Raw genomic sequence first — 23,928 nt, forward strand, 5'->3', positions numbered from 1 at the left:
TGCAATAAACTACACTGCACAGTCTACTTTCCGTATCGGGACGTCTTACATGACATCGTTTACCGGTTCTATTCGCCGTGCCTTGGGGATGACAGCAGCACGCCGCGGGCGTGAATCATTCGACACGTCCACTCAGCATGACGGCGAGCGTTTCCGTAATGTCAAACCTCGTCCCGTCGAAGGAATCGGCAAGACCCTCGGCATCATGTGGAATTTGCTGTTCAAGAAACCGGACGGGACGGCGCCCGCAAGCACCCTGCCCGTCGATGCGGTGACGCGTGAGCAGCTTGACGCGACGCCTGACCGCAGCCTCTATCGGCTCGGGCATTCGACCATGCTGCTCAAGTTGCGCGGTCAGTTCTGGTTGACCGACCCGGTCTTTGCAGAACGTGCATCGCCGTTCCGGCGGTTCGGCCCAAAACGTTTTCATGCGCCGCCCATTGCGCTCGCCGACTTGCCGCCGCTGCGCGGCGTGATTCTGTCCCACGACCACTACGACCACCTGGACCGCGAGACGGTGCTGGCGCTCGCCGCTACCACGGGCGTGTTTCTGACGCCGCTGGGCGTGGGCGACCGGCTGATCGAGTGGGGAATCGACGCCGCGAAGATACGCCAGTTCGACTGGTGGCAGGGGGTAGAGATCGACGGTCTGTCATTCACGGCAACGCCGGGCCAGCATTTCTCCGGCCGCAGTCTTTTCGACGGCAACAGCACCTTGTGGGCGTCGTGGGTCATCGTCGACAACGATCTGCGCGTGTTCTTCAGCGGCGACACCGGCTACTTCGACGGGTTCAGGACAATTGGTGAGCGCCTCGGTCCATTCGATATAACCCTGCTCGAAACGGGCGCCTACGACGCCCAATGGCCGTATGTGCACATGCAGCCTGATGAAACCGTCCAGGCACACGTCGATCTGCGCGGAAACTGGCTGATGCCCATTCACAACGGCACGTTCGATCTGGCAATGCATCGCTGGCAGGAACCCTTCGAGCGCGTAATGGGACTCGCCGCCGCACGCGGCATTCCGCTCGCCACACCGCGCATGGGAGAGCGGCTGCATCTGGCTGCGCCACATCGCGGTGAGCGATGGTGGCGTGAGGTCGCCGAGACCGTGCACGAGCCCCGGACGCCCCGGACGCTGCGGAGCCGGTTGTCCTGCCGCAATGCGAGCCAGGCTAATTCGCAAAGCTAACTATCGGCCTGGCGCTCACTCGTGCCGTGATCCAGGGGGCGTAGCTGGCGTCGACCACGCTTACGCTTCCTTCACGCTTCCCATTGCATGTCGCGGCGCATCTTCTGCAGCGCGGCCATGCGCCGGTTGCGCCACGAGCGTTTCGCTTCGATCCCCTCCAGCGGCAACTTGGCCCGCATTTCCGCATCAAGCCGCGCAATCAGGTTCGGGTTCAGCACCGGACCGGGTTCGCGAACTTCCATCGCCATGTCGTCGAACATATGCCCAAAGCGATGCAAGTAATCGGCTATCCCACCCGGCGCGTTCAGGTCCACGCCTTCGAGCGGTCCGAGAAAAGCCCAGCGCAAACCGAAGCCGTCGCTGATGAGTTTATCGGCGTGATCGGCGGAGATGACGCCCGCCTCGATCAGCCGGAACATCTCGATCAGCAGCGCGCCCTGCATCCGGTTCATCGCAAAGCCGGCGATCTCCTTGTTCACGAGCACGGGTGTCTGACCGAGCGATTCCATCAACGCGAAGATGCGCTCAACCACGGCTGAATCGGTCCACGGACTCGGCACGATTTCAACAACCGGCATCATGTGCGGCGGTGTGGCGGGATGAACGACTACGCAGCGCCCGCGGCCGCTCAGTTCAGCCGTGAACCGCGACATGCCGAGCGCGGATGTCGAACTGGCGAGGATCGCGCCGGGCTGCGCAAGCGTGTCCAGTTCAGCGAACAGCGCGCGCTTGAGGTCGAGTTTCTCCGGCACCGACTCCTGCACGTAATCGGCCTGTACGACGGCGTCGGCGAGTGTCGTCGCAATGCGCACATGGGCGAGCGAATCCGCAGGCACTGTCATGCCGACACGATCCAGGTCCTCCGCGAAGGCTGCCAGCGTGTCGAGCGCACGGGCGCGAGTGACGGCGTCCGCGTCGTAGATGGCAACGCTGTGCCCTCGCCTCGCCCAGACCATTGCCCACGAGCAGCCGATGATTCCCGCACCCACGATTGCCACTTTCAGCGTGTTCATTGCGATGCTCCGGGTGCTATCGGATAGCTTGGTCACGAAAGAAGCGGGCGACTTCCGTCGCCAGGCTCAACGCGGTCAGCGCGGACGTTTTCGGGTTATCGGCGGAGGGTTCGTTCTGCAAGCGGAACGTCGCCGTTCCGGCCGAGCTGCGCACCTGTATCTCGTGCGTATTCACAGCTGCATCCGGATCGGCACGCACCGTCACGTGCGTCTTCTCCATGCCGACGCCGCGCAACGCGAGCGTCGCGGCAACGTTCAGATTTTGCGGATAGCGCAGCGCGGCTTCGGCCGCCGAGCCTTCGAAGAGCGTGTACGGCTCGCGCAGTGCATCGGCATCAATACCTCGCCGGGAGAGTTCATCGCGCCACGCGCTGACCGGTTTCGTCGATAGATAAGCGACCTCGAGCCCCGGCTCGTTTGCGACCGCATCGAGATAATCCAGACCGCCGATCGCACCCGATGGCAAGACCACGCGAGCCCGTCCGCCCGCCGCCGAACGCAACGCTTCGTGAGTGGCCGCGTCCGCCAGCGCGCCGACCGAGGCGAGCACCACGGACACGCCATCGGCTAATAACGCAGGCACGAGAGTGCGTACAGCGTGCTGCCCTGCGCACTCGACTGCAAGCTGCGGATCGAAAGCACGCGCTTCTTCACTGGAGCTTACGGTGCGCTCCGGACGCGCTTCAGACACCGGCGTGCGAGACCAGATGGCGATGTCATAACCGCCGGCCGTATGGAGTTGTTGGACGACCGCCCGGCCAATCGCGCCGTAACCGATCAACAGCACCCGCTTGCTCGCTGTCATGCCTGCTGCTCCAGCCAGTCGCGCAACGGGTCGATAAACGTCTTCGGCCGGATGCTCGGAAAGAAGTGCCCGCCCTCGGCGCAGAACCGCGCGGTCGCACCTGGAATAGCTTCTTGCAACTCCACATGCAGGTAGTTCGGGATGATCTGGTCGTCACGCGCGCCAAGGACCAGCGTAGGCTGCCGAATCGTGGCAAGCGCGGCGGTGCGATCAAATTCGAGCAGCGCTTCGATCCGCGTAAACACGCGATCGTCAACTTCGATTCCCGCGTCGTTGTCGGACAATGCGAGCCGTTCGGGTTGCTCGCGCAGCCACGCCAGCGGATAGCCTATGACACGCGTCAGATCCGCATAGAGCCGCTTTCCGCCTACGCGCATCACTTTGCTTCGCAATGCGAACAGATACCGCATGTAGGCATCGGCCTTCGCCCAGGTCGAACTGAGCACAAGCTGGGAAACCCGCGACGGGTAATCAAGTGCAAGCGTCTGGGCAATGGCGCCGCCGGTCGAATGGCCCGCGACAATCGCCTGCTCCACGCCGGCGGCGTCCATGATCGCGAGCGCATCGGCGGCAAGCAGATCGATGGTGCAGACGCTGTCGGTCGTGCCACTCACGCCGAAACCGCGTTGATCGAAGACTATTACGCTGTGCCGGCTCGCGAGATCGTCCACCACCGGTCCCCAGAACCTGGCTTCCCCCGCGAGGCCTGCGATCAACAACATTGGCGGCCCTTCTCCCGCGCGCTGGTAGCCCAGCCGTGCGCCGTCGGCGGCGTAGCAGAAATCGGTAGTCAAGGTCATCGGCCGCTCAATCCCCGGCCGCGCCGCTGGTGCTGTTCGTGCTGTTCGTGCTGTTCGTGCCGTTCGTCACGCCGCTTGCAAACACGGTGCGTGCCTCGATTTCCTGCACGTTGGCCGGCCGCGCAAACGGCTCGGGTGCGGGGTCCCCCGGATGACGTACGCGCCCGACCGACTCGAAGAATTCCTCGATACCGCCCGGCATCAGGAACCACATGAAGCTCAGGTCATCCGCGCCGTTGTTCACGAACTTGTGGCGGCAGTTCGTCCCGAGATACACCGCTGTTTGCGGTTTGACCGGGTATTCGATGTCATCAATAACCACGCTGCCGCCGCTGCCCGCGTAGAAAAAGATCACCTCTTCGCTGCGGTCGTGGGCGTGCTCGCGCACATAGCAACCGCCGGGTGCCACGGTTTGCGTGCCCATCGAAAACGGCGTCGTGGTCCCTAGCTTTGCGCCGTTCAGCAGACACCGCACAAAACCGTTGGCCGGGACCGGTTGCCAGAAACTGGGACCTTCCCCGGCGATAAAAAACTTCGCGCCGCGGCTATCGATCCCGGCTGTTTGTTCGCTTGCCTCTTGCTGCATGTCGAATTCCCTCGAAGTGATCACTGCGACGCTCCACTGCCCGCCCACTATGGAATCTATTTTAGATAGCCGAATTTTTGCGAACAATTCTTAAATTTCGGCTTATATTCCTGACGAATTCTTCGTAATCGGGAGCGGACCATGGACAGGAGCAGCGAGTTGTATGTGTTCGCGACGGTCGTCGCGCACGGCAACTTTGTCTCGGCGGCGGAAAAATGCCGGCTGACGCCTTCGGGAGTCAGCCGCAAGATCTCGCGCCTTGAAGATCGCATGGGCGTGAAGTTGTTCGTGCGCACGACGCGCCGGCTGTCCCTGACCGCCAAGGGCGAGTTCTTTCATTCGAAGATCAAGCAGGTGATTGCGGACATCGAGGCCGCTGAGTCAGCGACCGCCAAGCAGCCGCAAGTGCCGCACGGCGTCCTGAGGATCCGTTGCCCTGCGGCATTCGTGGACAAGCACCTCGTGCCGCTAATGCCCGAATTTCTTGGCCTGTACCCGGAGTTGAAGGTGGAGATTGTGGTGGGCGACGTGCCTGCCACGCCGGACGATCGCAGCGCCGACGTGGCAATCCGCTCGAGTCTTGCGCCATCGGAAGATCACGTCAGCGTTCGTCTGGCGGCCAATCCCCTGGTGATTTGCGCGTCACCCGCTTATCTGGAGAAACACGGCCGGCCGGAGCGCCCCGAAAGCCTGGTCGCGCACAACTGCCTCACCATGGACGCACGCGGCGTCACGCAGGCAGAGTGGATGTTTCGCGACGGGCAGCGCCGTTATTCGGTATGGGTCGAGGGGAATCTGGGCAGCATTGGCACCGCGGTTCATACGGCGGCGCTGGCGGGACTGGGGGTTGCGCGCATTCCCAGCTTCCTGGTCGCGCCGGATATCCGTGCGGGACGCCTGGTGGAAGTGCTGAAGGACTTTTCTCCCGACGATGGCCGGGCAATCTATCTCGTCTATCTCACCACCGACAACCAGTCGCTCAAATGCCGTGCGCTCGTGGACTACCTGCTTGCCAAGTGCACGCCGGTCCCGCCGTGGCTGATGTAACACCGGCAGTAACGCCGGCATGACGGGTTGTGGCATACCCCGCGATTGCATCGATTTTTTCAGGAATATAAGCTGAAAAATAGGAATTGTGATTAAAAAATCGTCTATCTACACTCAATTCCAATCCAGCTTTCCTGGCGGCCGGAAGGCGAGGAAAGCTGCGGTATCAAATCGGAATCGAGGGACGCCATGCGCTGGAAAAATGTGCTGAACGTTGTCGAATGCCACGCCGAAGGTGAGCTTGGCAAGGTCGTCACCGGAGGATTGTTCAATGTCCCCGGGGCGACTGTCTTTGACAAGATGCTGTACCTCGAAGAGCATCGCGACGATCTGCGAAAGCTGTGCCTCTTCGAGCCGCGAGGCTCTGCCGTGCATAGCGTCAACTTCCTGATACCGGCCACGGACCCGGCGGCGCAAATGGGTTATGTGATCGCGGAGTCGACGGAATACCCCGCCATGTCCGGCTCCAACACCATCTGCGTGGCAACGGTGCTGCTCGAAACCGGCATCCTGCCGATGAGCGAACCCGTGAGCTACCTCGTGCTGGAAGCGCCCGCCGGGCTGATCCAGGTGCGCTGTGAATGTCGCGACGGCAAGGTGACGCAGGTGCGTTTCACCAACCAACCGGCCTTTGCCCAGCACCTTGATGCATTCATCGAAGTCGAGAAGCTCGGCACCATTCAGGTGGATGTGGGTTATGGCGGCATGACCTACGCCATTGTCGATGCGGAAAACCTTGGCTTTGGCATCACGCGCGACGAGGCGCGGGAACTGTGCGAGCTGGGGCAGATCATCAAGGTGGCGGCAGCCGAACAACTGCCCTGTGTGCATCCGACCAACCCGCTGATCAAAGGCATCACGCAAACCGAATTTGTCACCCGCCTGCGCCGCGAGGATGGCGTGGTGAAATCACGCAATACCGTCATTGTCTCGCCCGGGCGGTGCGACCGCTCGCCTTGCGGCACGGGTACATCGGCACGGCTTGCCGTCATGCACGCCAAGGGGCTGATAGCGCCGGGCGAGACCTTCCTGCATGAGTCGATCATTGGTTCCGTGTTCGACAGCCGGATTGAATCGCTCACCAAGGTTGGCGGTCTGCCGGCAGTCGTACCGAGCGTCGCCGGCCAGGGCTGGATTGCCGCCATGTCGCAGTACGGGCTCGATCCGAGCGATCGCTTTCCCAAGGGTTACACGCTCTCCGACACCTGGCTCGAAGCAGTCGACGACAAGCTTATCCGCTCGCGCGACCTTTAAGGCTACCAAGTCGCTCAAGGCGCTCAAGTAATTTTTAAAAAGGAATCCTATTTGACCTGCTGCGTACGCGGCGGGCCGGGACACGCACGTCCGCGGCGCAAACAATGGCGCAAAAAACGATTCGCCCTTACACATCACCATTAAAATCCGGAACACGACCATGAACATCCAGATCAAGCTCACCGTTCTTTGCTGTTTGCTTGCCCTCGGCACCGCTGCGCGAGCAGGCCAGACGGTGTTGATTGGCATGTCGGGACCACTGACCGGCGGCCAGTCCGGTACCGGCAAGGACAACGAGAACGGCGCCAAGCTCGCCATTCGCGACCTCAATGCGCAGCATCTCGTGATAGCGGGTTCACCGGTCACGTTCAAGCTGGATTCAGAGGACGATCAGGCAGACCCGAAGATCGGCGTCCAGGTCGCGCAAAAAATAGTCGATGCCGGCGCGGTCGTCATGCTCGGCCCCAACAATTCGGGCGTCGCCATTCCGGTCTCCCGTGTACTCAACGGCGCCGGCGTACCGATGGTGCCCGTGGCCTCCAATCCGGATGTGACCAGGCAAGGATATGACAGCGTCTTTCGAATTGGCGCGAGCGATTCGCAGATCGGCGGTTCAATGGCGGACTTTGCGAAGGACGAGTTGAAGGTGCACACAGTGGCCGTCATTGACGACCGCACCGCCTATGGGCAAGGTGTGGCGAGCGAGTTCAAGATACGCGCCGAAGAGATCGGGTTGAAGGTGATAGCGCAGGACTACACGAACTCGAACGCGGTGGACTTCAAGGGCATCCTGACGTCGATCAAAGCCAAGAACCCGGGTGCCATCTTCTATGGTGGGTATATCACTCAGGCTGCGCCGCTTGCGCGTCAAATCAAGCAACTGGGGATGTCCGCCAAGCTGTTAGGCGGCGATGGATATTGTTCATCCGAGTTGGGCAAGGTGGCGGGCGACGCGACGAACACGGTCTACTGCGCGCAGGGTGGGCCATCACTCACGAAGAGTGCAGCGGGACGCGACTTCATCAAGCGATATAAGGACGCGTATGGCATCGACGTCCTGATTTACGCGGCCAATTTTTATGATGGCGCACAAATCATTGCACGGGCGATGCAGGCTGCGGGGACCACGACGGACAAATCGAAGATCCGCGCGGAACTGGCCAGGACGGATTACCACGGGATCGCCGGAACATACACGTTCGACGCACAGGGGAATATGAAGAACGCGCCGACGACGGTGTACCGGTATAAGGATGGGGAACTGGTTCCGTATTGAGCGGTGCGGTCTGCGGATCCTTGCACCGCCTGTTGTTGCCAGAACCGCGTTGCAAACGCTCAGGCATACTTTTGCACCAGCCGAACGACGGTATTCCAGTTGCGTGTCGTGACGGGAAGGCCCAGGAGCTTTTCGAGAAATGCGTTGGGACTTCCCGGTGTGTTACCGACTTTGATGCAGACGCTAAATGCCTCGGAATCGGTCAGTTGCAACACCTTTACGTCGCGTCGTTTCGATTCCAGGGGTAGCTGTGCAGCCGATAAGCCATGCGTTGTATCAAGGAAGGACGTGCAGCACGCGAAGACACTGCCGGACTCTATGCCCGCGAAGGGATCGAGCGTGACGATCTGGGTCAGATAGTCAATAGTGCGAATGAAGCCCGGTTCTTTGAGACCACACGTTTTACGAAGTATCTCGCAAGCACTATTGAACACCCTTTGCGACTGGATGCCGGAACGTGCTGTGAAGACCATGGTTCCATTTGTCAGGAACGAAGACGCTGACTCTGCGCCCGCGGCAACGAAGGCTTCTTCGAACTGGACCTTGCCAGGACAATTGATCCGTCCGAGATTCAGGTTACGAAAGAAGGCGACGTACTTCTTCATTGTGGTCTTCGCTTCTCAGCGAGCGTGGTTTTTCCATTCCTGGAGCAAAGCGGGCAATTCTGCCATGTTGTGAAAAACCCGAACAGCGCCAGCTTCGCGAAGTGCGTCCGGCTCACTGTGGCCGTGCTCGCTCGGGCTGTACCCGAAAACCGTAGCGCCTGCAGCAACGCCGGCGGTCACACCTGTAACACTGTCTTCCACGATGGCACAGCGCGCCGGGTCAACATTCAGCGCCTTGGCCGCAGCCAGGTATACATCCGGGTAGGGCTTGCTGCGTGCCGTTTCATGGCCGCTGAAAATTCGGCCTTCGAAGTGGTCGAACATGCCTACCTTCGACAGTTGCAGCTCGACCTTATACCGGTCGGCACCTGACGCGACTGCAATGCGGCCATTGAACCGGGCGTGTACCGCCTGTACCGCCAACAACGCTCCGGGAATGGCTACGAGCTCACGATCGAGCACCTCATTGCGCCGCGCCCGGAATTGCATGAGCCATTCGGAAGTGATAGCCACGCCGGTACGCGATTCGATGAGCGGCGCCTCGTCTTTCACGGCCTTTCCGATGAAGATTTGCATCGTCTCCTCAACGGTGAGGCTCCAGCCCAGTTCACCCAGCATGGAGGTCAGTACCCGGTTGGTGATGAGTTCTGAGTCTACGAGTACGCCGTCGCAGTCAAAGAGTACGGCGTCGAAAGAAAGGTTAGCCATCTGACGGATAGGGGAATCGGTTTTAGAAGCAGGAAAGGATACCGCACGAGGCAGCGAAGGTGTTTATGCGGGCTATCCTGACTCCCGGGGCAAGATGCCATTACAATCCAGCACTTCGATCCCACAACCGTGATTTGCACCATGAGATACCTTCTTGCATCGACATTCGCGGCGGTCATCCTGGTCGCAGGCACGGCGGCGAAAGCCCAAACCCCCGTGAGCGGCGACACACCCAAGGAGCAATGCGCCATTGGCTATGTCACCGGTGTCGGTGGATCGGCACAGAGCATTCGTGAATACCTTGCGACGCCCGACAGGGACAAATATCGCTACCTTAGAGACAACCCGATCCAGTGCCGAATCTCCGATGAAGGCACCGCGTCTGCCTGTACCGGCATCACAGACCTGCGGAATGAAAAGGTCAGCGTGTACGACGACGTCGACAGCGAAACAATGGCCGTGGTTGCGCGCGTGGAACTCGATCGCGGGACATACCCGGTGATTATCGTGGTGCCAAGGAAAGATGTGAAATGCGAGGAATGAATGCCCTCGGGAAGCGGGATTTTCCGTACGCTAGGAGGTTCGGATATCCGGAGGCGACGTAGACAAGTGATGGATTATTGTTTCGACCGCATGCTCAACCGAAACGTTGGCCGTGTCGATTACAAGGTGCTCTGAATCCCATGGATCGTATTGACGTTCGCATACGCCCTTCCATGTCGGCAGCTTGTGACCAGGAATATCTGCCGTTCGTCCCTCCACCCTCAGACGGTGCGTCGTGGTGTCAGCGCAGATCAGCTCAATTTCGAAGATCCGCACCCCGGCCTTGAGCGCCACGTTTCTCCAGGCGCTGCGCGTAACATCCAACGAATTGACCGAGTCCGCAACGACGGTCAAGCCGAGGCGCAAATTATCGTTCGCGACGGCATATCCGGCCAGGTAGCCCAAGGGGCCAACATCCGTCCGGCCTTCTCCGGACCCCATGAATGCCTGTTCCAGCGTATCGATACGGACATAAGCCGCGGGGAGCCTGCGTGCGAGCGCTTGAGATACCGTCGTCTTGCCGGTACCCGGCAGTCCTCCGAAGGCAATCAACATTTCCAATGCTCCCTATGTATTGGATATTGTTTGATTGTCCCGGATTCCCATGGCGATCTCCAGTAGCCGGTGTTGATCTCGCCGGGCGTGAACGGTGAGTTAAAACGCTTCCCACGCCGCGCTGGCAGACGCCGTGACACCTGCGGGGGTGAGGACGGCTCGCGCGGTGGGCCGTTTGGCAACCGGAGCTGCCGTCCTGGTGGCCGGCGCCGGTTGGCGTTTAGCGGGCGCCAGGCGGCGGGGTGCCGCCGTTGCTCGATCGGCTGCATGTTCGCGGGTCGCCCCGCCAAGGCGGAAAAAGGCCACGGACTCCGTTAAACGCCGTCCCTGCTCTTCCAGCGATTGAGAGGCCGCCGCTGCTTCTTCCACCAACGCAGCGTTTTGTTGCGTCACTTCGTCCATCTGCGTGATTGCCTGATTGACCTGTTCGATTCCCCGGCTCTGCTCCCCGGACGCAGCGGCTATTTCGCCCATGATGTCGGTCACGCGTGAGATGGCCTGCGTGACGTCCGACATGGTCTTGCCCGCGTCTGCGGCCAGCGCCGAGCCATCCTGAACCTTTTGCACCGACGTGGCGATCAAATCCTTGATCTCCTTCGCAGCGCTCGACGAACGTTGCGCGAGGCTGCGCACTTCGCTGGCGACAACCGCGAAGCCACGCCCCTGCTCACCTGCACGGGCTGCTTCGACAGCCGCGTTCAGCGCGAGGATGTTGGTCTGGAAGGCAATCCCTTCGATGATCCCGGTGATGTCCGCAATTTTCGTGGAGCTTTGGCTGATTTCGCTCATCGTGTCGACGACCCGGCTCACCACCGCATTGCCCTTTTGCGCCACTTCGGACGCGTCGGCGGAGAGTGAACTCGCTTGCTGCGCGCTCTCGGCGTTCTGCTTCACCGTGGACGTCAACTCTTCCATGCTGGATGCCGTTTCTTCCAGCGATGCCGCCTGTTCTTCCGTGCGCGAGGACAAGTCAACGTTGCCTGCAGCGATCTGACTCGACCCGCTGGCAATACTCTCAGCCGCACTCCGGACCTGACCGATCAGCCTGACGAGGCTGCCTTGCATTTCGCCCATGGAGGCGAGCACGCTACCGGCCGGCGCGTGGTGCGCGCCCGGCACGGGACTCAGGTCGCCACCGGCGATACGTTCAGTGACCTCGCCCAAGGTGGCGGGCTCAGCACCCAAGGCACGCGTCAAACTGCGAGTGATGAGCACGCTCGCCAATGCGGCCGCCGCGACCGCGGCCAGGCAGATTGCTATCAGCAGATTGCGCTGGCTCGCACCGTGCTGCGCGGACTCCTCGACCATCTGCACCGCACGACTAGCGGTGAAGCTCGAATAGTCGTTGGTCGCCTTGATCAATGCCGCAAGCAGCGGTCTGCCTTCGTCATTCATCTTCGTGACAGCTTCGTCACGCTTATTGTCGAGAGCGAGATTGGCACTTGCCTGCGCCACCGGGCCATAGGCTGCTTCGACACGGTTGATCTCGCCAACAAGACTGCGGGCCTTATCGCTCGTGTCAGTCGCGTTGGCCATCATTTCATTAAGCAGCCTAAGGCGGGACTGGACATCGTCGTTGGCCTGGGTAACGGCGGCCTTCTCGGTTGCGATGTCCGCCGGCGTAGTCACCAGCACGAGATTGCGAGCAGCAATGGCGCGCCGGTCAACAGCGGTCCGAACGCGTCCCGCCATGTCAGCGCGCGCGCTGATGCCCGCGACATAGCTGGAAAATCGCTCGTTCGAGTCGTTCAATGCCTTCACCGACAGGCCTGATACAATCAGGACGATCCCGGCAAGCACTCCAAAACCCGTGCTCAACTTCGCCTTGACGGTCATCTGCTTGAAATTCATTTGTTGTTGCTCCGGTATACATAAAAAGAGAGCGCCCTGATTGCCCGGCGCACACTTGTATCCTGTCAGCATGCGTGGTCCATCTGACACGACAGCACTCTTTGCGGCAAACAGTGGGTGATACACCTGTGTCTCTGCCTTACGGCAGCGGAGTCCTCCCTCGGCAGAGGAACAAACCCTCGGTCAGACCTATGCAAACAAGCAAGTGAAACGGAATTCATGGACCCGATGCACACGCATCGCCGCCATAACTCAGCCAAGTTTTCAGCGAATCAGGCTGCGACCGTATGCCCAAGAGTCTCACGCAACACGGTGGCTAGTTCCTGCGCAACGAACTTCGAGATATACGCATCGGCGCCGACTTTTCTCACGTGCTCTTCATTGGCAGATCCGGACAACGACGAATGGATGACGACAGGGATCGATCGCAGCGCGGCGTTACCCTTGATCTTGCGAGTCAAGGTGAAGCCGTCCATTTCCGGCATCTCGAGGTCCGTTAAAACCAGTGCGATTTCGTCACTTACCGCGCGCCCCGACGAGTGCGCGCGTTTCTCCGCCGCCTCCAGCAGGTTCCACGCTTCGAGCCCCGTCTTCGCCATGATGAACGGCAGGCCCATTGCAGTGAGACTCTGCTCGATCAAGCTGCGCGCTACGCCCGAATCGTCAGCCGCAAGAATTTTGGCGCCGCGCGCAATAGCGACGCGGCCCACGGTAGCCTCGGTAATATCAGGCTCGCTTCCCGGAAGCACGTCGCGCAAAATCTGCTCGACGTCGAGCAGTTGAGCCAGACGCGAGCCGTCTACGTTGCCATCAAGACGTGCGATGCTGGTCACGGTCTTTCCACTCGAATGCGCTTCCGCGGACAGCACCTGGTCCCACTCAAGGCGAACGATGTCATCGACCTCTTCGACCGCAAAGCCCTGGGTCGTCCTGGCAAACTCGGTGACGAGCAAGATGCGTGGCTTGCCCCTCGGGGTACAACCCGTCAGCCTGGGCAAGTCAATGACTGGAATGATTTGCCCGCGAATATCAGCAATGCCGAGGATGTTGTCCGATGCACCTGCGATGACCGTGAAGGCAGGCATCTCGATGATCTCCCGAACCTTGAACACGTTGATGCCGTAAAGCTCACGCTGCGTCGAGTTTGGCGCCTCGCCAAGGCGGAACAGCAGCAGTTCGAACCGGTTGTTTCCCGCCAGGTTTGTCCGTTGCTCAACATCATGCTGGGAACTACTCATCTGATTCGCCTCGATTCTGTTCGACGTGACCGATTGTTCGGAGCACGCTTCGTTATGGTTGATGACGCAGCTTTCTGACCCGACTGAAAACGGGCTGTGCAAGGTGGGAATTCGCCGTGCCGGCGATGGGCTCCGTAAGCGCCGGTCGAACTTCGAATTCCATTGTTCAGACGTATACCGCTTAGCCATTTTTCGCCATTGCTTCATATGTGTTAACGACACACAGTTCAGCAGCTTGACTTTTGATTTTCTTAAGACCCCTCACGTTTTCCCTATAAAGCGTTCGTGAAGGTTCAACGTCTGGCGCCAGCCCGGTGTCAGCCCGGTGTCAGCCCTGCCCGCGCCCTGCCCGGTTTCTGCGCCAAGCCGATGAACTAAGCCACAATCGCGCCCCTTTTTGCGGTCTTGCGGTCCGTGCATTAGGTTAAGCTTGGCTTACGCTGCGAATGACGGATCGAGAGCGTATTGAATTAAGAGCATGCTGCACAAGGCGCCGGCCTTTCCCCGAAACAACAACGCACCGCTTTAGAAAACCGCGAGCAATCAAGACAAAGGGCAGGAATGGGCCACGAAGAGTTCATGTCGCAGGAGGAGGTTGATGCACTGTTAAAGGGCGTCACCGGCGAGACCGACACGGTTGTCGAGCAAACTTCTTCGTCTGTCGCACGCCCCTACAATCTCTCCGCCCAGGAGCGGATAGTCCGCGGCCGGATGGCAGGGCTTGAAATTATCAACGATCGCTTCGCCCGCCTCCTGCGCGGGGGGATCTTTCACTTGATGCGCCGCACCGCGGAGATTTCTGTCGGAGCGATCAAGGTTCAAAAGTACAGCGAATTTACACGCAACCTCCCTATTCCGACCAACCTGAATCTGGTCCATGTAAAACCGCTGCGTGGTACCGCGCTTTTCGTGTTTGATCCGAATCTGGTGTTCTTCGTGGTGGATAACCTGTTTGGCGGCGACGGACGGTTTCACGTTCGTGTAGAGGGGCGCGAGTTCACGGCCACTGAACAGCGCATCATTGGCAAACTGCTCGACGTTATTTTTGAGCACTATATGGCGGCGTGGATGAACGTACGCCCCCTGACCCTTGAGTACGTTCGATCAGAGATGCATACGCAGTTCGCGAACGTGGCTACTCCCAATGAGATCGTCATTGTCACCGAGTTTTCCATCGAATTTGGCGCGACCGGAGGAACGCTCCACGTTTGCTTGCCGTATTCAATGATCGAACCCATTCGCGATCTGCTATTTTCGCCGCATCAAGGCGAGACGCTCGACGTCGATCAGCGATGGGGACGCGTGCTCGCCACGCAATTGCAGGCCGCCGAGCTCGAGGTGACGGTTGATCTTGTTGACATACCGACGACGTTCGAGAAGATCCTGAGCCTGCGTGCAGGCGATGTGATCCCGATCAACCTTGGCCAATACGTCACCGCAAAAGTTGACTCCGTGCCGGTTATGGAGTGCGGCTACGGAATTTTCAATGGCCAGTACGCGTTACGCGTGAACAAAATGATCGCTTCGGAAGAAACGATAAAGCCGACGGAATATTAGCAACGTTGATGACGCGAACAAGCTATTTTCAGTGCATTGTCAACGACCAACCGATCTGACGCTTTCGGTGAGCAGGTCACAAAATTCCGCTGCCATCGGCGACATCGAAATAGCCTTGTGCCTCACTATTCCGACAGTCCTTTTGATGTTCGGTCCGGCGATAGGTATTGCGCGCACGTTCGTTGCCTGGTGCGCAGACAGCGATAGTGACGGAACAATGGCGCAACCGAGCCCGGCCTGTACCAGCGACATGACACACGAGATATGCTCGACTTCATAAAACCATCGCAAGCTCACCGCCTCGTGACCCAGCAGGACCTCAAGCAGAAGCCGGTTTCCGCTGTCCCTGCCGCCTATTATCAATTTCGTTGAACGAAGGTCCTCCAACGTGACCACATCGGCGTCACCTAACGGACCATCCTCAGCGACCGCCAGGACATAAACGTCCGTTAGGAGCGGCTCGAAGCTGATGTCCTCATCGTCGCCCGGTTCCATGCTGATCCCGAACTCGGCCATTCCTGCGCGCACCTGACCGACCACGAAGTCGTGGTTGCCATCGAAGATCTGAACGCCAACCTTCGGGTACTTCCGGGCGTAACGTCGAAGGACATCAGGCAGCAAGCGGCTGACAACCGTCGGCAAGCTTGATAGCCGGATCTTCCCGAATCTCTTCTCAGCAATCTCCTGCACGGACGAGAGCATGGTCTCGAGTTGCGCGATCTGCTGCCGCGCCATGGGGAGAAAGTGCCTGCCGACGCCCGTGAGCAAAACACTCCTGGTGGTTCGCCGAAAAAGCTCCACGCCAAGCGTCTGCTCGAGCTTCTGGATGCGCCTCGAAAGGCCCGGCTGAGTCAGGTGAAGTTTATCGGCGGCCCGTTGAAAATTACCCAGTTCGGCAACAGCCACGAACGCTTCAAGCTCGGAGTTCTCAACTTTCATAGCAATTTCGCATGAATGGCAAACAGACCCGCATTGGACGCCCGTTTTTTGTGGAATGAGGATGTCGTGGACAAAACACTTTGGGCATGGCACATCAAGGATTTCTTCGCCACGTGGATAACAGGCGTCGTTCCCACTGGCAAGGTTAAGGAAACAGGAAATGGACTACGACATAATAATTCGAGGCGGCGAAGTGATTGACGGTACCGGCGCCGCACGATACAGAGCGGATGTTGGCATTATCGGCGACCGGATTGCGGGCATTGGAGACCTGAGCGCCGCGACGGCCATTGAGGAAATCGATGCTACGGCCAAGGTAGTGGCGCCAGGGTTCATCGACAGTCATACCCATGACGACGCCTTCCTGCTGACCGACCCCGACGTGCTGCCGAAGGTATGCCAAGGCGTGACCACGGTCATAGGCGGAAACTGCGGCATCAGCCTCGCGCCCTTAAGAGCCAATGCGAGAGCCGACACGAGGGCCGACGCGATTCCGCAGCCGCTCGACCTCCTCGGCGTACCCGCGATGTTCAGGTTCGACTCCTTCAAGGAATACCTCGACGCCATTGACGCAAGCCCGGCCGCCGTCAATCTGGCTGCCCTCGTCGGACACTCGACGCTTCGCGTCCGTCATGTGAGCGACCTGTCGCGGGCAGCAACCCCCGAAGAGACGGACAAGATGGCTGCCGACGTGGAAGAGGCCATGAACGCCGGCGCAATTGGCGTCTCGTCCGGAACGTTCTACCCGCCGGCTGCCGCTGCAACCACGCAAGAACTCATTGATGTGTGTGCTCCGCTCAAGCGGACCGGCGGCATCTTCGCAACGCATCTCAGGGACGAAACAACGGACATTGTTCCGTCGCTTGAAGAGGCTTTCGAGATTGGCCGGTCAGCCGGAGCGAAGGTAGTTTTGTCACACCATAAAGTTGCAGGCAAGGAGAATCACGGCCGCTCAGTGGAGACACTGAAACTCATCGAGGCGCAAAGCGAGGTCCAGCCACTGTGCCTGGATTGCCATCCTTACCCCGCTACCTCGACCATGCTGCGGGCAGACCGTATCCGTCAATCATCGCGGGTGATGCTTGCATGGTCCACGCCGCATCCGGAACTGGCGGGCAAGGACTTCAGCGATATCCTGCCGCTCTATGACGGGTCCATTGAGGCGGCCATCGAGGACCTGAAGCCGGCGGGCGCCATCTACTTCGTGATGGACGAGCAAGACGTCCGGCGCATTTTCAAGTACGGGAAGACCATGGTCGGTTCCGACGGCCTGCCGAATGACGCGGCGCCTCATCCCCGGCTTTGGGGGACTTTCCCGCGTGTCCTCGGGCACTATGCACGCGACCTGAAGTTGTTCCCTCTTGAAACGGCTGTGCGAAAGATGACCGGCTTGACCGCCGAACAGTTCGGGCTGGTCGACCGCGGACATATTGCCGAAGGGCAATACGCCGACATCGTGGTTTTCAACCCTGAGAGCGTGGCGGACCGGGCGACCTTTGGCGAACCCACGCTTCGCCCGGAGGGCATAGAGCATGTCGTAGTGAACGGCACACCGGTGTTTCAGCATGGCGTGAGCACCGGAGCACGGCCGGGACGTACGCTGCGCCGCCTCGTCCCCGCCCGCTCATAAGCTGCGTCCCTTCACTCTCAGGAGCAATCATGGCTATCAAATTGCAGCCGGCACACGCTGACTCCGCAGTGTTGGCGCAACCGACGCAAAGCGCCGACGAGGTGTATCGCAAGATTAGCCTGCGCATCATCCCGCTTATTCTCGTCTGCTACTTTTTCGGCTACCTTGACCGCGTCAACGTGGGCTTCGCAAAGCTTCAGATGGTCTCCGACCTGAATCTCAGCGAAGCCGCCTATGGCGTAGGTGCAGGACTCTTCTTCATCGGCTACCTGCTCCTCCAGGTTCCGGCGGGCTACCTGGTGAACCGGCTGGGCGTAAAGCTGTCCTTGTCGGCTTCACTGGTCCTTTGGGGAATCGTATCGGTCGCGACATTGCTAACCTCGAATGAAACAAGCTTCTACGCCTTGCGCTTTCTTCTGGGTGTGACAGAGGCCAGCTTTTTCCCCGGCGTCATTGCCTACTTCAGCATCTGGTTCCCCTCTTTCCGGCTTAGCAAGGTCATGTCCTTGCTGTTCCTCGCCATGCCGCTTGGCGTCATTGTCGGTGGCCCGCTCTCTGGCTGGATCATGGATGCGACGCACGGCGGATATGGTCTCAGGGGATGGCAATGGATGTTTTTGCTCGAGGGCTTGCCCGCCATCGTGCTGGGTGTGTTCCTGTACTTCAACGTGACCGGGCGCATCGACGAAGCAACGTGGTTGAGTGACAGTGAGAAGACCCTCGTCAAAAACGAAATGGCAGCCGAATCGAAGGGCAAGCGTACGAGCCTGCTATCAGCCGTACGTGAGCCTGCGCTTTGGATTCTCTTTGCGACTTCATTCTTCTACAACGTCGGAAATTATGGATTGGTGTTCTGGATGCCAACGATGGTGAAGGCCATGGGCAGCATGTCCAATCTGCAAATCGGCCTGGTCAGCGCCATTCCTTATGTGGTTGCTTCCGTTGCCATGGTCCTCAATGCCCAGCATTCGGTCAAAACGCGGGAACGCCGCTGGCACACCACCATTCCGGTTGTTCTCGGCGGCTTCGCGTTGCTCGGAAGCGTGGCGACGCAGGCAACCCCTCTGCTCTCCGTTCTTTGCCTGACGATCGGCGTTGCAGGAATCATGTGCACGCTCGCCATGTTCTGGAGCTTGCCGTCACGCATCCTGGCGGGCACGGCGGCCGCGGGCGGCGCCGGACTGGTGAACATAGGCGCCGCGGTCGCCGGTTTCGTCGGTCCCTCCATCATGGGCTTCCTGAAGCAGCTGACCGGGAACACGTCGGTCGGGGTGGGTCTCCTTGCCGTCACACTCTTTATCGCCGGTGCGCTCATCCTTTCAATCCCACGACAATACATGTCGGCTAACCAGTAGCCGGAAGCCCTCGGCAATGCCATGCTGAGTTGCCATACTGAGTTGCCATTCGGAAGCGACAAGATATGGAACCTTCGAACCGTGATGTTTCGCAATGGGCGGCCGCGTTGATACGGTCGCTGCAGCTCCCTGTCTCGCCGGAGTTGCTTCCCGACGTGCTCGCGTTGTTGAGCGCCATGGCCGATAGTTCAGAGCGTATTGGACAGGCGCTGCGTGAGTGGCGAGGTGGGCAATGAACGAGGGCATCGATGCATTGGAGACAGCCCGTCAGGTTCGAGAAGGCAGCTTGTCGGCGATAACCGTGGTCGAGCGGACCCTTGATGCTATCGCCGAATCAAACCCGCCTCTTAATGCCTTTTCAGGCGTCTACGCTGAGCAGGCCCTCATGGAAGGCGCTCGTGTGGATGCGGCTGTTGCGCAAGGTCGAAACCCGGGGCACCTTGCCGGCGTCCCGTTTGCCGTCAAAAGCCTGTTCGACATCAAGGGCCTGCCGACCATAGCCGGTGCTGCGGCCCGGAGCAATTGTCCGCCTGCGAAAGCGGATGCGTTCCTCCTCGCCCAACTGAAGCGACAAGGAGCGATTCTCGTCGGGACCGCTCACATGGATGAGCTGGCGTGCGGTGCGACCGGCGAAAATCCCCATTTCGGAGCGGTATGCAATCCGCACGATCCATCGCGCATGACGGGCGGCTCTTCCGGCGGCTCGGCGGCCGTTATCGCGGCAGGGATGGTGCCGCTCGCGCTCGGCAGCGACACCAATGGATCGATAAGGGCGCCCGCGGCGCTGTGCGGTGTCTGGGGGGTCAAACCCACTTTTGGACGGCTCTCGCGCCAAGGCGCTCTCCCCTATGCGAATTCGCTTGATTGCATGGGCGGTTTCGCAAACAGCGTTCGTGACCTTGCGCTGCTTTACGACTGTCTTCAGGGTTTCGATGCGTTGGACGATCAGCAGGTACGCGCCCCCGTAGACGCCGTCGGCCTGGTTGCGGGTTCTCCGGATCTGCGCGTCGGCGTGATGACTGGATACTTCGAACGCTACGCCAATGATGAATCATGGACTGCCGTCGAGCTCGTCGCGCGGACATTCTTAACGTGTTCTGCCGTGCCTTTTGCCGTAGAGGAGATGCAGTTGGTACGCTCGGCGGCGGCAATCATCTCGAACGTAGAGGCAGCGGCGGCTCATGAAGAACTTCTGGCCAGTCACGCTGACACCCTCTCCGCGCGCCTCAAAACCCGGCTGCTGGCGGGCGCTCTCAGCCCTGCAAAATGGTACCTGCGAGCACGGGAGTATCAACGGGCGTTCCGGGCACGGATGGAGGCGTTGCTCGCCCGGTACGACGTCCTCCTGGCGCCATGCACGCCTTTCCCCGCTCCGACGTTCGGTACGGAAAGTCTGCTTGTGAAAGGCGAATCCCTTGAGCCGGCAAAACACCTTGGCATGCTTACCCAGCCGATTTCCTTCGCCGGACTACCCGTGGTCACGGCGCCCGTTTTTATGGGTGCGGCCTTGCCCGTCGGCGTTCAGCTCATTGCGGCACCTTGGCGAGAAGACCGCTGCTTTCATGCTGCCCGGCAAATTGATCAAGCGGTTGCCTGCCAGCGGCCGGTGGACCTTTCGAGGTGAATGCAGGTTGAAGGGCATCTCGGATCGCGGAAACCTTTCAACAAGGCCGCTAGCCACCGCGGCTTCGTTTGTACCCCTCTGATTATCAGCCGCGCGCCGACCAGGCCCGTGAAGGCGGCCGCTCTAAAGAGGGGGACAATAGCCGGAGCCCTCTGACGACGGTCAAAGCCGAGACGGGCCACGCCGGGCGGAATCGCGCCCGCCTTTGTGACTCGTCCGAATTTTCCTTACCGCACCTGCGTTTTGTCCCCACTGGGAGCTCATCGGCGATTGCAGGTAAACTATTTCCCATGAACGAATGCCGTTACTGCCGAAAAATGCGTGACGAGTGGGATTGCCACGGGCAGGAGTGCCGCACGGCCATAGCCAAGGCTCTGCGCAGGCAGCGCCTTGGCCTGCCGATGGTGCCGAATCTCATCCGCAACGAAATTCCCGCTGGCGCAAGCACGGGCGAGGTCATTACCGTCCTGTGGCGCCAGCGGGTACGCGCTCGCCGTGCCAACGAGGAGCGCCGGAATCGCAAATCAATAGACGATTTCGAAGGCGACTGACTGCCAACCGGACTCAGCCCGAGGGTTCGCCTCCCGCAATCGAAACGACCCGCGTCCCGCTCCGACGCAGGCGGCAAATCCGGCCCCCGCGCGCAGGTTGAGTCGACACGGCGCAACGCCAGCCCCGCCCTCTTTTGCCGATGGTGAAAGCGACGTATCGATACCGTCAGGCATGCCCCATGCCCCCGCGCAAGCAGCATCTCAATCGCAACAATAGGCTGCCGCCATTCGCATATTGAAGGGCTCTCGGCCACATCAAGGCAAAATACGGGTTTTGGCCCCGCTGGGTTCACCTGTTAAACGCTGGCGCCCGGTCTCGCACGCTCTCCGAGTCCGGCAGGACAGCTCGTCGTTCAGGCCAGCCCACCGAAGCAACTGGAGCAATTTTTTATGACCGAATCGAACCTGTCTTTCTTCGGCAGACTATCCCTGGCCGTCGGAACCTTTTTCGCTGTCGTGGGTGACCGCGAATTCGCGAGCCAGTTACACCGGCTACGCGACGGAGCAGCCGTGACGGCGCCCCCGCCCGTGGCAACGCCCGCACCGCCCGTGGCAACGCCCACGATCAAGGAGGCCAGCCCTGAGTCTGCGCTGCAGCTTCTGGGGCTTCTCCAGCGTGGCGCACGTTTCGTTGACTTCGTCGAAGAGGACATCGCGGGCTATTCCGATGCGGATATCGGCGCCGCCGCCCGGCTCGTGCACGAGGGTTGCCGCTCGACGCTGCGCGAGCATTTCACGATTCGCCCGGTACGCGAAGAAGCCGAAGGCAGCCGCGTGACGCTCGCCGACGGCTTCGATGCAACGGCGATCCGGCTCACCGGCAACGTGGTCGGCAAGCCGCCGTTCAACGGCAACATCAGTCACCGCGGCTGGCGAGTCGAAGAGGTCAGGCTCCCGATGCTGACGAAGACGCATGACGCGACCGTGATTGCACAGGCCGAGGTGGAACTATGAGTGAACCGCGCTATTCGATCGGCATCGACCTGGGCACCACCCACTGCGCCCTCTCGTACGTCGACCTCTCGGCCAGTGAGGGCGAGAAAACCATTCAGGGCGTGCTGCCGATCACGCAGCTCACCGCACCGGGGGCTATCGAAGCGCCTGAACTGCTGCCCTCGTTTCTCTACCTGCCCCATCCGAACGAACTGACGCCGGGTGACCTGGCCTTGCCATGGACTGCCGAGCGTGACTTTGCGGTCGGTGAAATGGCGCGTAGCCGAGGCGCGGGGACACCCATTCGCCTCGTGTCGAGTGCCAAGAGCTGGCTCTGTCACCCTGGTGTGGACCGCCGCGCGGCGATCCTGCCAAGCGACGCGCCGCCCGAAGTGACGCGCGTTTCCCCGCTCGAAAGCTCGGTTCGCTATCTCACCCATTTGCGTGAAGCATGGAACCACGAGCATCCCGATGCACCGTTCGACGAGCAGGAAGTCACCGTCACCATTCCCGCTTCTTTCGATCCGGCCGCACGAGAATTGACGGCCGAGGCAGCGCAAACGGCCGGCTACGCCCGCATGACGCTGCTGGAAGAACCGCAAGCGGCGCTCTATAGCTGGATCCAGAAAAGCGGCGGCGCGTGGCGCAAGGAAGTGAAGGTCGGCGACATCATCCTGGTCGTGGACGTGGGCGGCGGCACGACCGACCTGTCGCTGATCGCGGTCGTCGAACGTGAAGGTAATCTCGAACTGCATCGAGTCGCGGTTGGCGAACACATTCTGCTGGGCGGCGACAACATGGATCTGGCGCTTGCGCATGGGGTCGCACGCAAGCTGGCGGCGCAAGGGACGCAGGCCGACCCGTGGCAGTTGCGTGCCCTCACCTATGCGTGCCGGGCAGCGAAGGAAACGCTGCTGACCGACCGCAGTACGGACACCGTGCCGCTGGTCGTGCCGAGCCGCGGATCGAAACTGATTGGCGGCTCGATCCGCACCGAACTGACCCGCGCGGAACTCACGCAGACGATCCTCGAAGGCTTCTTCCCTCAAGTCGATGCCTCCGCGCGGCCGGTGAGCCGAACCCGCGCCGGCCTGACACAGCTCGGTCTCCCGTATGCGCAGGATGCGGGCATCACGCGGCACCTCGCCGCCTTCCTCGGCCGGCAGGTCGCAGCACTCGCCGAGCTCGACGGACTGCAGCACGCGCCGGCCGGGAACGTGAGCTTCCTGCATCCGACGGCGGTCCTGTTCAACGGCGGTGTGTTCAAGTCGACACTGCTCGTCGAGCGAATCCTCGACAGCCTCAACGGCTGGCTCGCGGCGGAAGGCGCGCCGCCTGCGCGCCTGCTGGGCGGCGCGGATCTCGACCTCGCGGTCGCGCGTGGCGCGGCGTACTACGGCTACGTGAAACGCGGCAAGGGCGTGCGCATTCGCGGCGGCACGGCGCGCGCCTACTACATTGCGATCGAGTCGGCCATGCCGGCCGTGCCCGGCATGGAACCGCCTGTTCAAGCGTTGTGCCTCGCGCCCTTCGGTATGGAAGAAGGAACGGACGCGGCGTTGCCTACCCAGGAGTTCGGTCTCGTCGTCGGCGAGCCCGTGCACTTCCGGTTCTTCGGTTCATCAGTACGCCGGCAGGACCAGGTCGGCACGATGCTCGACTACTGGTCGCCCGACGAATTGCAGGAGCTTGAGGAAATCCAGGCGACGCTGCCGCCCGAAGGACGCACGCCCGGCGAAATCGTGCCGGTGAAGCTGCATGCGCGCATCACTGAAGCCGGCACGCTTGAACTCGAAGCGGTGCCACGCGGCACGAGCGAGCGCTGGAAAGTCGAATTCGATGTGCGCGGCAGCGCAAACGCCTGAA

At 60.6% G+C, this 23,928-nt stretch carries 23 protein-coding genes; 13 read left to right on the plus strand and 10 right to left on the minus strand.

All coding sequences use genetic code 11. The features are described 5' to 3' along the window. Nucleotides 1-49 precede the first annotated feature (49 nt). The gene (locus tag ABH944_RS10925; protein WP_404606881.1) at nucleotides 50-1,192 is read left to right on the plus strand and encodes an MBL fold metallo-hydrolase; all 1,143 of its coding nucleotides are present in this window, start codon (nucleotides 50-52) and stop codon (nucleotides 1,190-1,192) included. A gap of 71 nt (nucleotides 1,193-1,263) precedes the next feature. Here the strand turns inward: ABH944_RS10925 and ABH944_RS10930 are convergent, their stop codons facing one another. Genes ABH944_RS10930 through ABH944_RS10945 form a run of 4 tightly spaced genes read right to left on the minus strand, consistent with a single transcriptional unit; the run spans nucleotide 1,264 to nucleotide 4,420 of the window. Beyond that, nucleotides 1,264-2,205, minus strand: a complete 942-nt coding sequence (locus ABH944_RS10930; protein WP_404606882.1) for a 3-hydroxyacyl-CoA dehydrogenase — start codon at nucleotides 2,203-2,205, stop codon at nucleotides 1,264-1,266. 16 nt (nucleotides 2,206-2,221) lie between these two features. Continuing rightward, nucleotides 2,222-3,010 carry an aspartate dehydrogenase gene (locus ABH944_RS10935; RefSeq protein WP_404606884.1) on the minus strand — a complete coding sequence of 263 codons (789 nt, stop codon included), beginning with the start codon at nucleotides 3,008-3,010 and terminating at the stop codon, nucleotides 2,222-2,224. Continuing rightward, entirely contained in the window at nucleotides 3,007-3,810 is an 804-nt protein-coding gene (locus ABH944_RS10940) for an alpha/beta fold hydrolase (RefSeq protein ID WP_404606885.1), read from the minus strand. Before ABH944_RS10940 ends, ABH944_RS10935 begins: the two co-directional genes overlap by 4 nt. 7 nt (nucleotides 3,811-3,817) lie before the next feature. Then, nucleotides 3,818-4,420, minus strand: a complete 603-nt coding sequence (locus ABH944_RS10945; RefSeq protein WP_404606886.1) for a cupin domain-containing protein — start codon at nucleotides 4,418-4,420, stop codon at nucleotides 3,818-3,820. Between the two features lie 117 nt (nucleotides 4,421-4,537). On the opposite strand from ABH944_RS10945, the gene ABH944_RS10950 reads away from it, so the two are divergent. From ABH944_RS10950 to ABH944_RS10960, 3 genes are all read left to right on the plus strand, one after another. Further along, nucleotides 4,538-5,443, plus strand: a complete 906-nt coding sequence (locus tag ABH944_RS10950) for a LysR family transcriptional regulator (protein WP_404606887.1) — start codon at nucleotides 4,538-4,540, stop codon at nucleotides 5,441-5,443. Nucleotides 5,444-5,632: 189 nt separating this feature from the next. Continuing rightward, nucleotides 5,633-6,697: a proline racemase family protein gene (locus ABH944_RS10955; RefSeq protein WP_404606889.1), complete on the plus strand. Its 1,065-nt coding sequence runs from the start codon at nucleotides 5,633-5,635 to the stop codon at nucleotides 6,695-6,697. Nucleotides 6,698-6,863: 166 nt separating this feature from the next. Then, entirely contained in the window at nucleotides 6,864-7,973 is a 1,110-nt protein-coding gene (locus ABH944_RS10960) for a branched-chain amino acid ABC transporter substrate-binding protein (protein WP_404606966.1), read from the plus strand. Nucleotides 7,974-8,032: 59 nt separating this feature from the next. Here the strand turns inward: ABH944_RS10960 and ABH944_RS10965 are convergent, their stop codons facing one another. Both ABH944_RS10965 and ABH944_RS10970 read right to left on the minus strand, forming a co-directional pair. Then, the gene (locus tag ABH944_RS10965) at nucleotides 8,033-8,578 is read right to left on the minus strand and encodes a DUF1697 domain-containing protein (RefSeq protein WP_404606890.1); all 546 of its coding nucleotides are present in this window, start codon (nucleotides 8,576-8,578) and stop codon (nucleotides 8,033-8,035) included. 15 nt (nucleotides 8,579-8,593) lie between these two features. After that, on the minus strand, nucleotides 8,594-9,286 hold the full coding sequence (locus ABH944_RS10970) for an HAD family hydrolase (protein WP_404606891.1): 693 nt from the start codon (nucleotides 9,284-9,286) through the stop codon (nucleotides 8,594-8,596). Nucleotides 9,287-9,427: 141 nt separating this feature from the next. On the opposite strand from ABH944_RS10970, the gene ABH944_RS10975 reads away from it, so the two are divergent. Further along, nucleotides 9,428-9,829 (plus strand): hypothetical protein, encoded by a 402-nt coding sequence (locus ABH944_RS10975; RefSeq protein ID WP_404606892.1) that lies wholly within the window; start codon nucleotides 9,428-9,430, stop codon nucleotides 9,827-9,829. 30 nt (nucleotides 9,830-9,859) lie between these two features. On the opposite strand, the gene ABH944_RS10980 is transcribed toward ABH944_RS10975, so the two are convergent. The 3 genes from ABH944_RS10980 to ABH944_RS10990 form a co-directional block, all read right to left on the minus strand. Then, nucleotides 9,860-10,384 (minus strand): P-loop nucleotide/nucleoside kinase family protein, encoded by a 525-nt coding sequence (locus ABH944_RS10980; protein WP_404606893.1) that lies wholly within the window; start codon nucleotides 10,382-10,384, stop codon nucleotides 9,860-9,862. Between the two features lie 99 nt (nucleotides 10,385-10,483). Further along, nucleotides 10,484-12,235, minus strand: coding sequence for a methyl-accepting chemotaxis protein (locus ABH944_RS10985; RefSeq protein WP_404606895.1), 1,752 nt, complete (start codon nucleotides 12,233-12,235; stop codon nucleotides 10,484-10,486). Nucleotides 12,236-12,507: 272 nt separating this feature from the next. Next, entirely contained in the window at nucleotides 12,508-13,473 is a 966-nt protein-coding gene (locus tag ABH944_RS10990; RefSeq protein WP_404606897.1) for a chemotaxis protein, read from the minus strand. Nucleotides 13,474-14,034: 561 nt separating this feature from the next. Between ABH944_RS10990 and fliM the strand changes: the two genes are divergently transcribed. After that, the gene (gene fliM, locus ABH944_RS10995) at nucleotides 14,035-15,030 is read left to right on the plus strand and encodes a flagellar motor switch protein FliM (protein WP_404606898.1); all 996 of its coding nucleotides are present in this window, start codon (nucleotides 14,035-14,037) and stop codon (nucleotides 15,028-15,030) included. A gap of 39 nt (nucleotides 15,031-15,069) precedes the next feature. Here fliM and ABH944_RS11000 read toward each other — a convergent pair whose 3' ends face one another. Beyond that, a complete protein-coding gene (locus ABH944_RS11000; RefSeq protein ID WP_404606900.1) occupies nucleotides 15,070-15,969 on the minus strand; it encodes a LysR family transcriptional regulator in 900 nt (299 codons plus the stop codon). Nucleotides 15,970-16,129: 160 nt separating this feature from the next. Between ABH944_RS11000 and ABH944_RS11005 the strand changes: the two genes are divergently transcribed. The 7 genes from ABH944_RS11005 (at nucleotide 16,130) to ABH944_RS11035 (ending at nucleotide 23,927) form a co-directional block, all read left to right on the plus strand. Further along, on the plus strand, nucleotides 16,130-17,599 hold the full coding sequence (locus ABH944_RS11005; protein WP_404606901.1) for an N-acyl-D-amino-acid deacylase family protein: 1,470 nt from the start codon (nucleotides 16,130-16,132) through the stop codon (nucleotides 17,597-17,599). Between the two features lie 29 nt (nucleotides 17,600-17,628). Then, entirely contained in the window at nucleotides 17,629-18,954 is a 1,326-nt protein-coding gene (locus ABH944_RS11010; RefSeq protein WP_404606903.1) for an MFS transporter, read from the plus strand. Nucleotides 18,955-19,019: 65 nt separating this feature from the next. After that, complete coding sequence (locus ABH944_RS11015) at nucleotides 19,020-19,190, plus strand: hypothetical protein (protein ID WP_404606904.1); 171 nt, start codon at nucleotides 19,020-19,022, stop codon at nucleotides 19,188-19,190. After that, nucleotides 19,187-20,578 carry an AtzE family amidohydrolase gene (locus ABH944_RS11020; protein ID WP_404606906.1) on the plus strand — a complete coding sequence of 464 codons (1,392 nt, stop codon included), beginning with the start codon at nucleotides 19,187-19,189 and terminating at the stop codon, nucleotides 20,576-20,578. Before ABH944_RS11015 ends, ABH944_RS11020 begins: the two co-directional genes overlap by 4 nt. Nucleotides 20,579-20,868: 290 nt before the next feature. Beyond that, entirely contained in the window at nucleotides 20,869-21,129 is a 261-nt protein-coding gene (locus tag ABH944_RS11025) for a hypothetical protein (RefSeq protein WP_404606908.1), read from the plus strand. A 390-nt stretch (nucleotides 21,130-21,519) separates the two neighbouring features. Then, the gene (locus ABH944_RS11030) at nucleotides 21,520-22,083 is read left to right on the plus strand and encodes a DUF2760 domain-containing protein (RefSeq protein ID WP_404606909.1); all 564 of its coding nucleotides are present in this window, start codon (nucleotides 21,520-21,522) and stop codon (nucleotides 22,081-22,083) included. After that, nucleotides 22,080-23,927, plus strand: coding sequence for an Hsp70 family protein (locus ABH944_RS11035; RefSeq protein WP_404606910.1), 1,848 nt, complete (start codon nucleotides 22,080-22,082; stop codon nucleotides 23,925-23,927). The genes ABH944_RS11030 and ABH944_RS11035 overlap by 4 nt, the downstream gene beginning before the upstream one ends. The last annotated feature ends 1 nt before the right edge of the window (nucleotide 23,928 follow it).

The organism is Caballeronia udeis (genome assembly GCF_044909315.1).
Taxonomy (GTDB): domain Bacteria; phylum Pseudomonadota; class Gammaproteobacteria; order Burkholderiales; family Burkholderiaceae; genus Caballeronia; species Caballeronia udeis_A.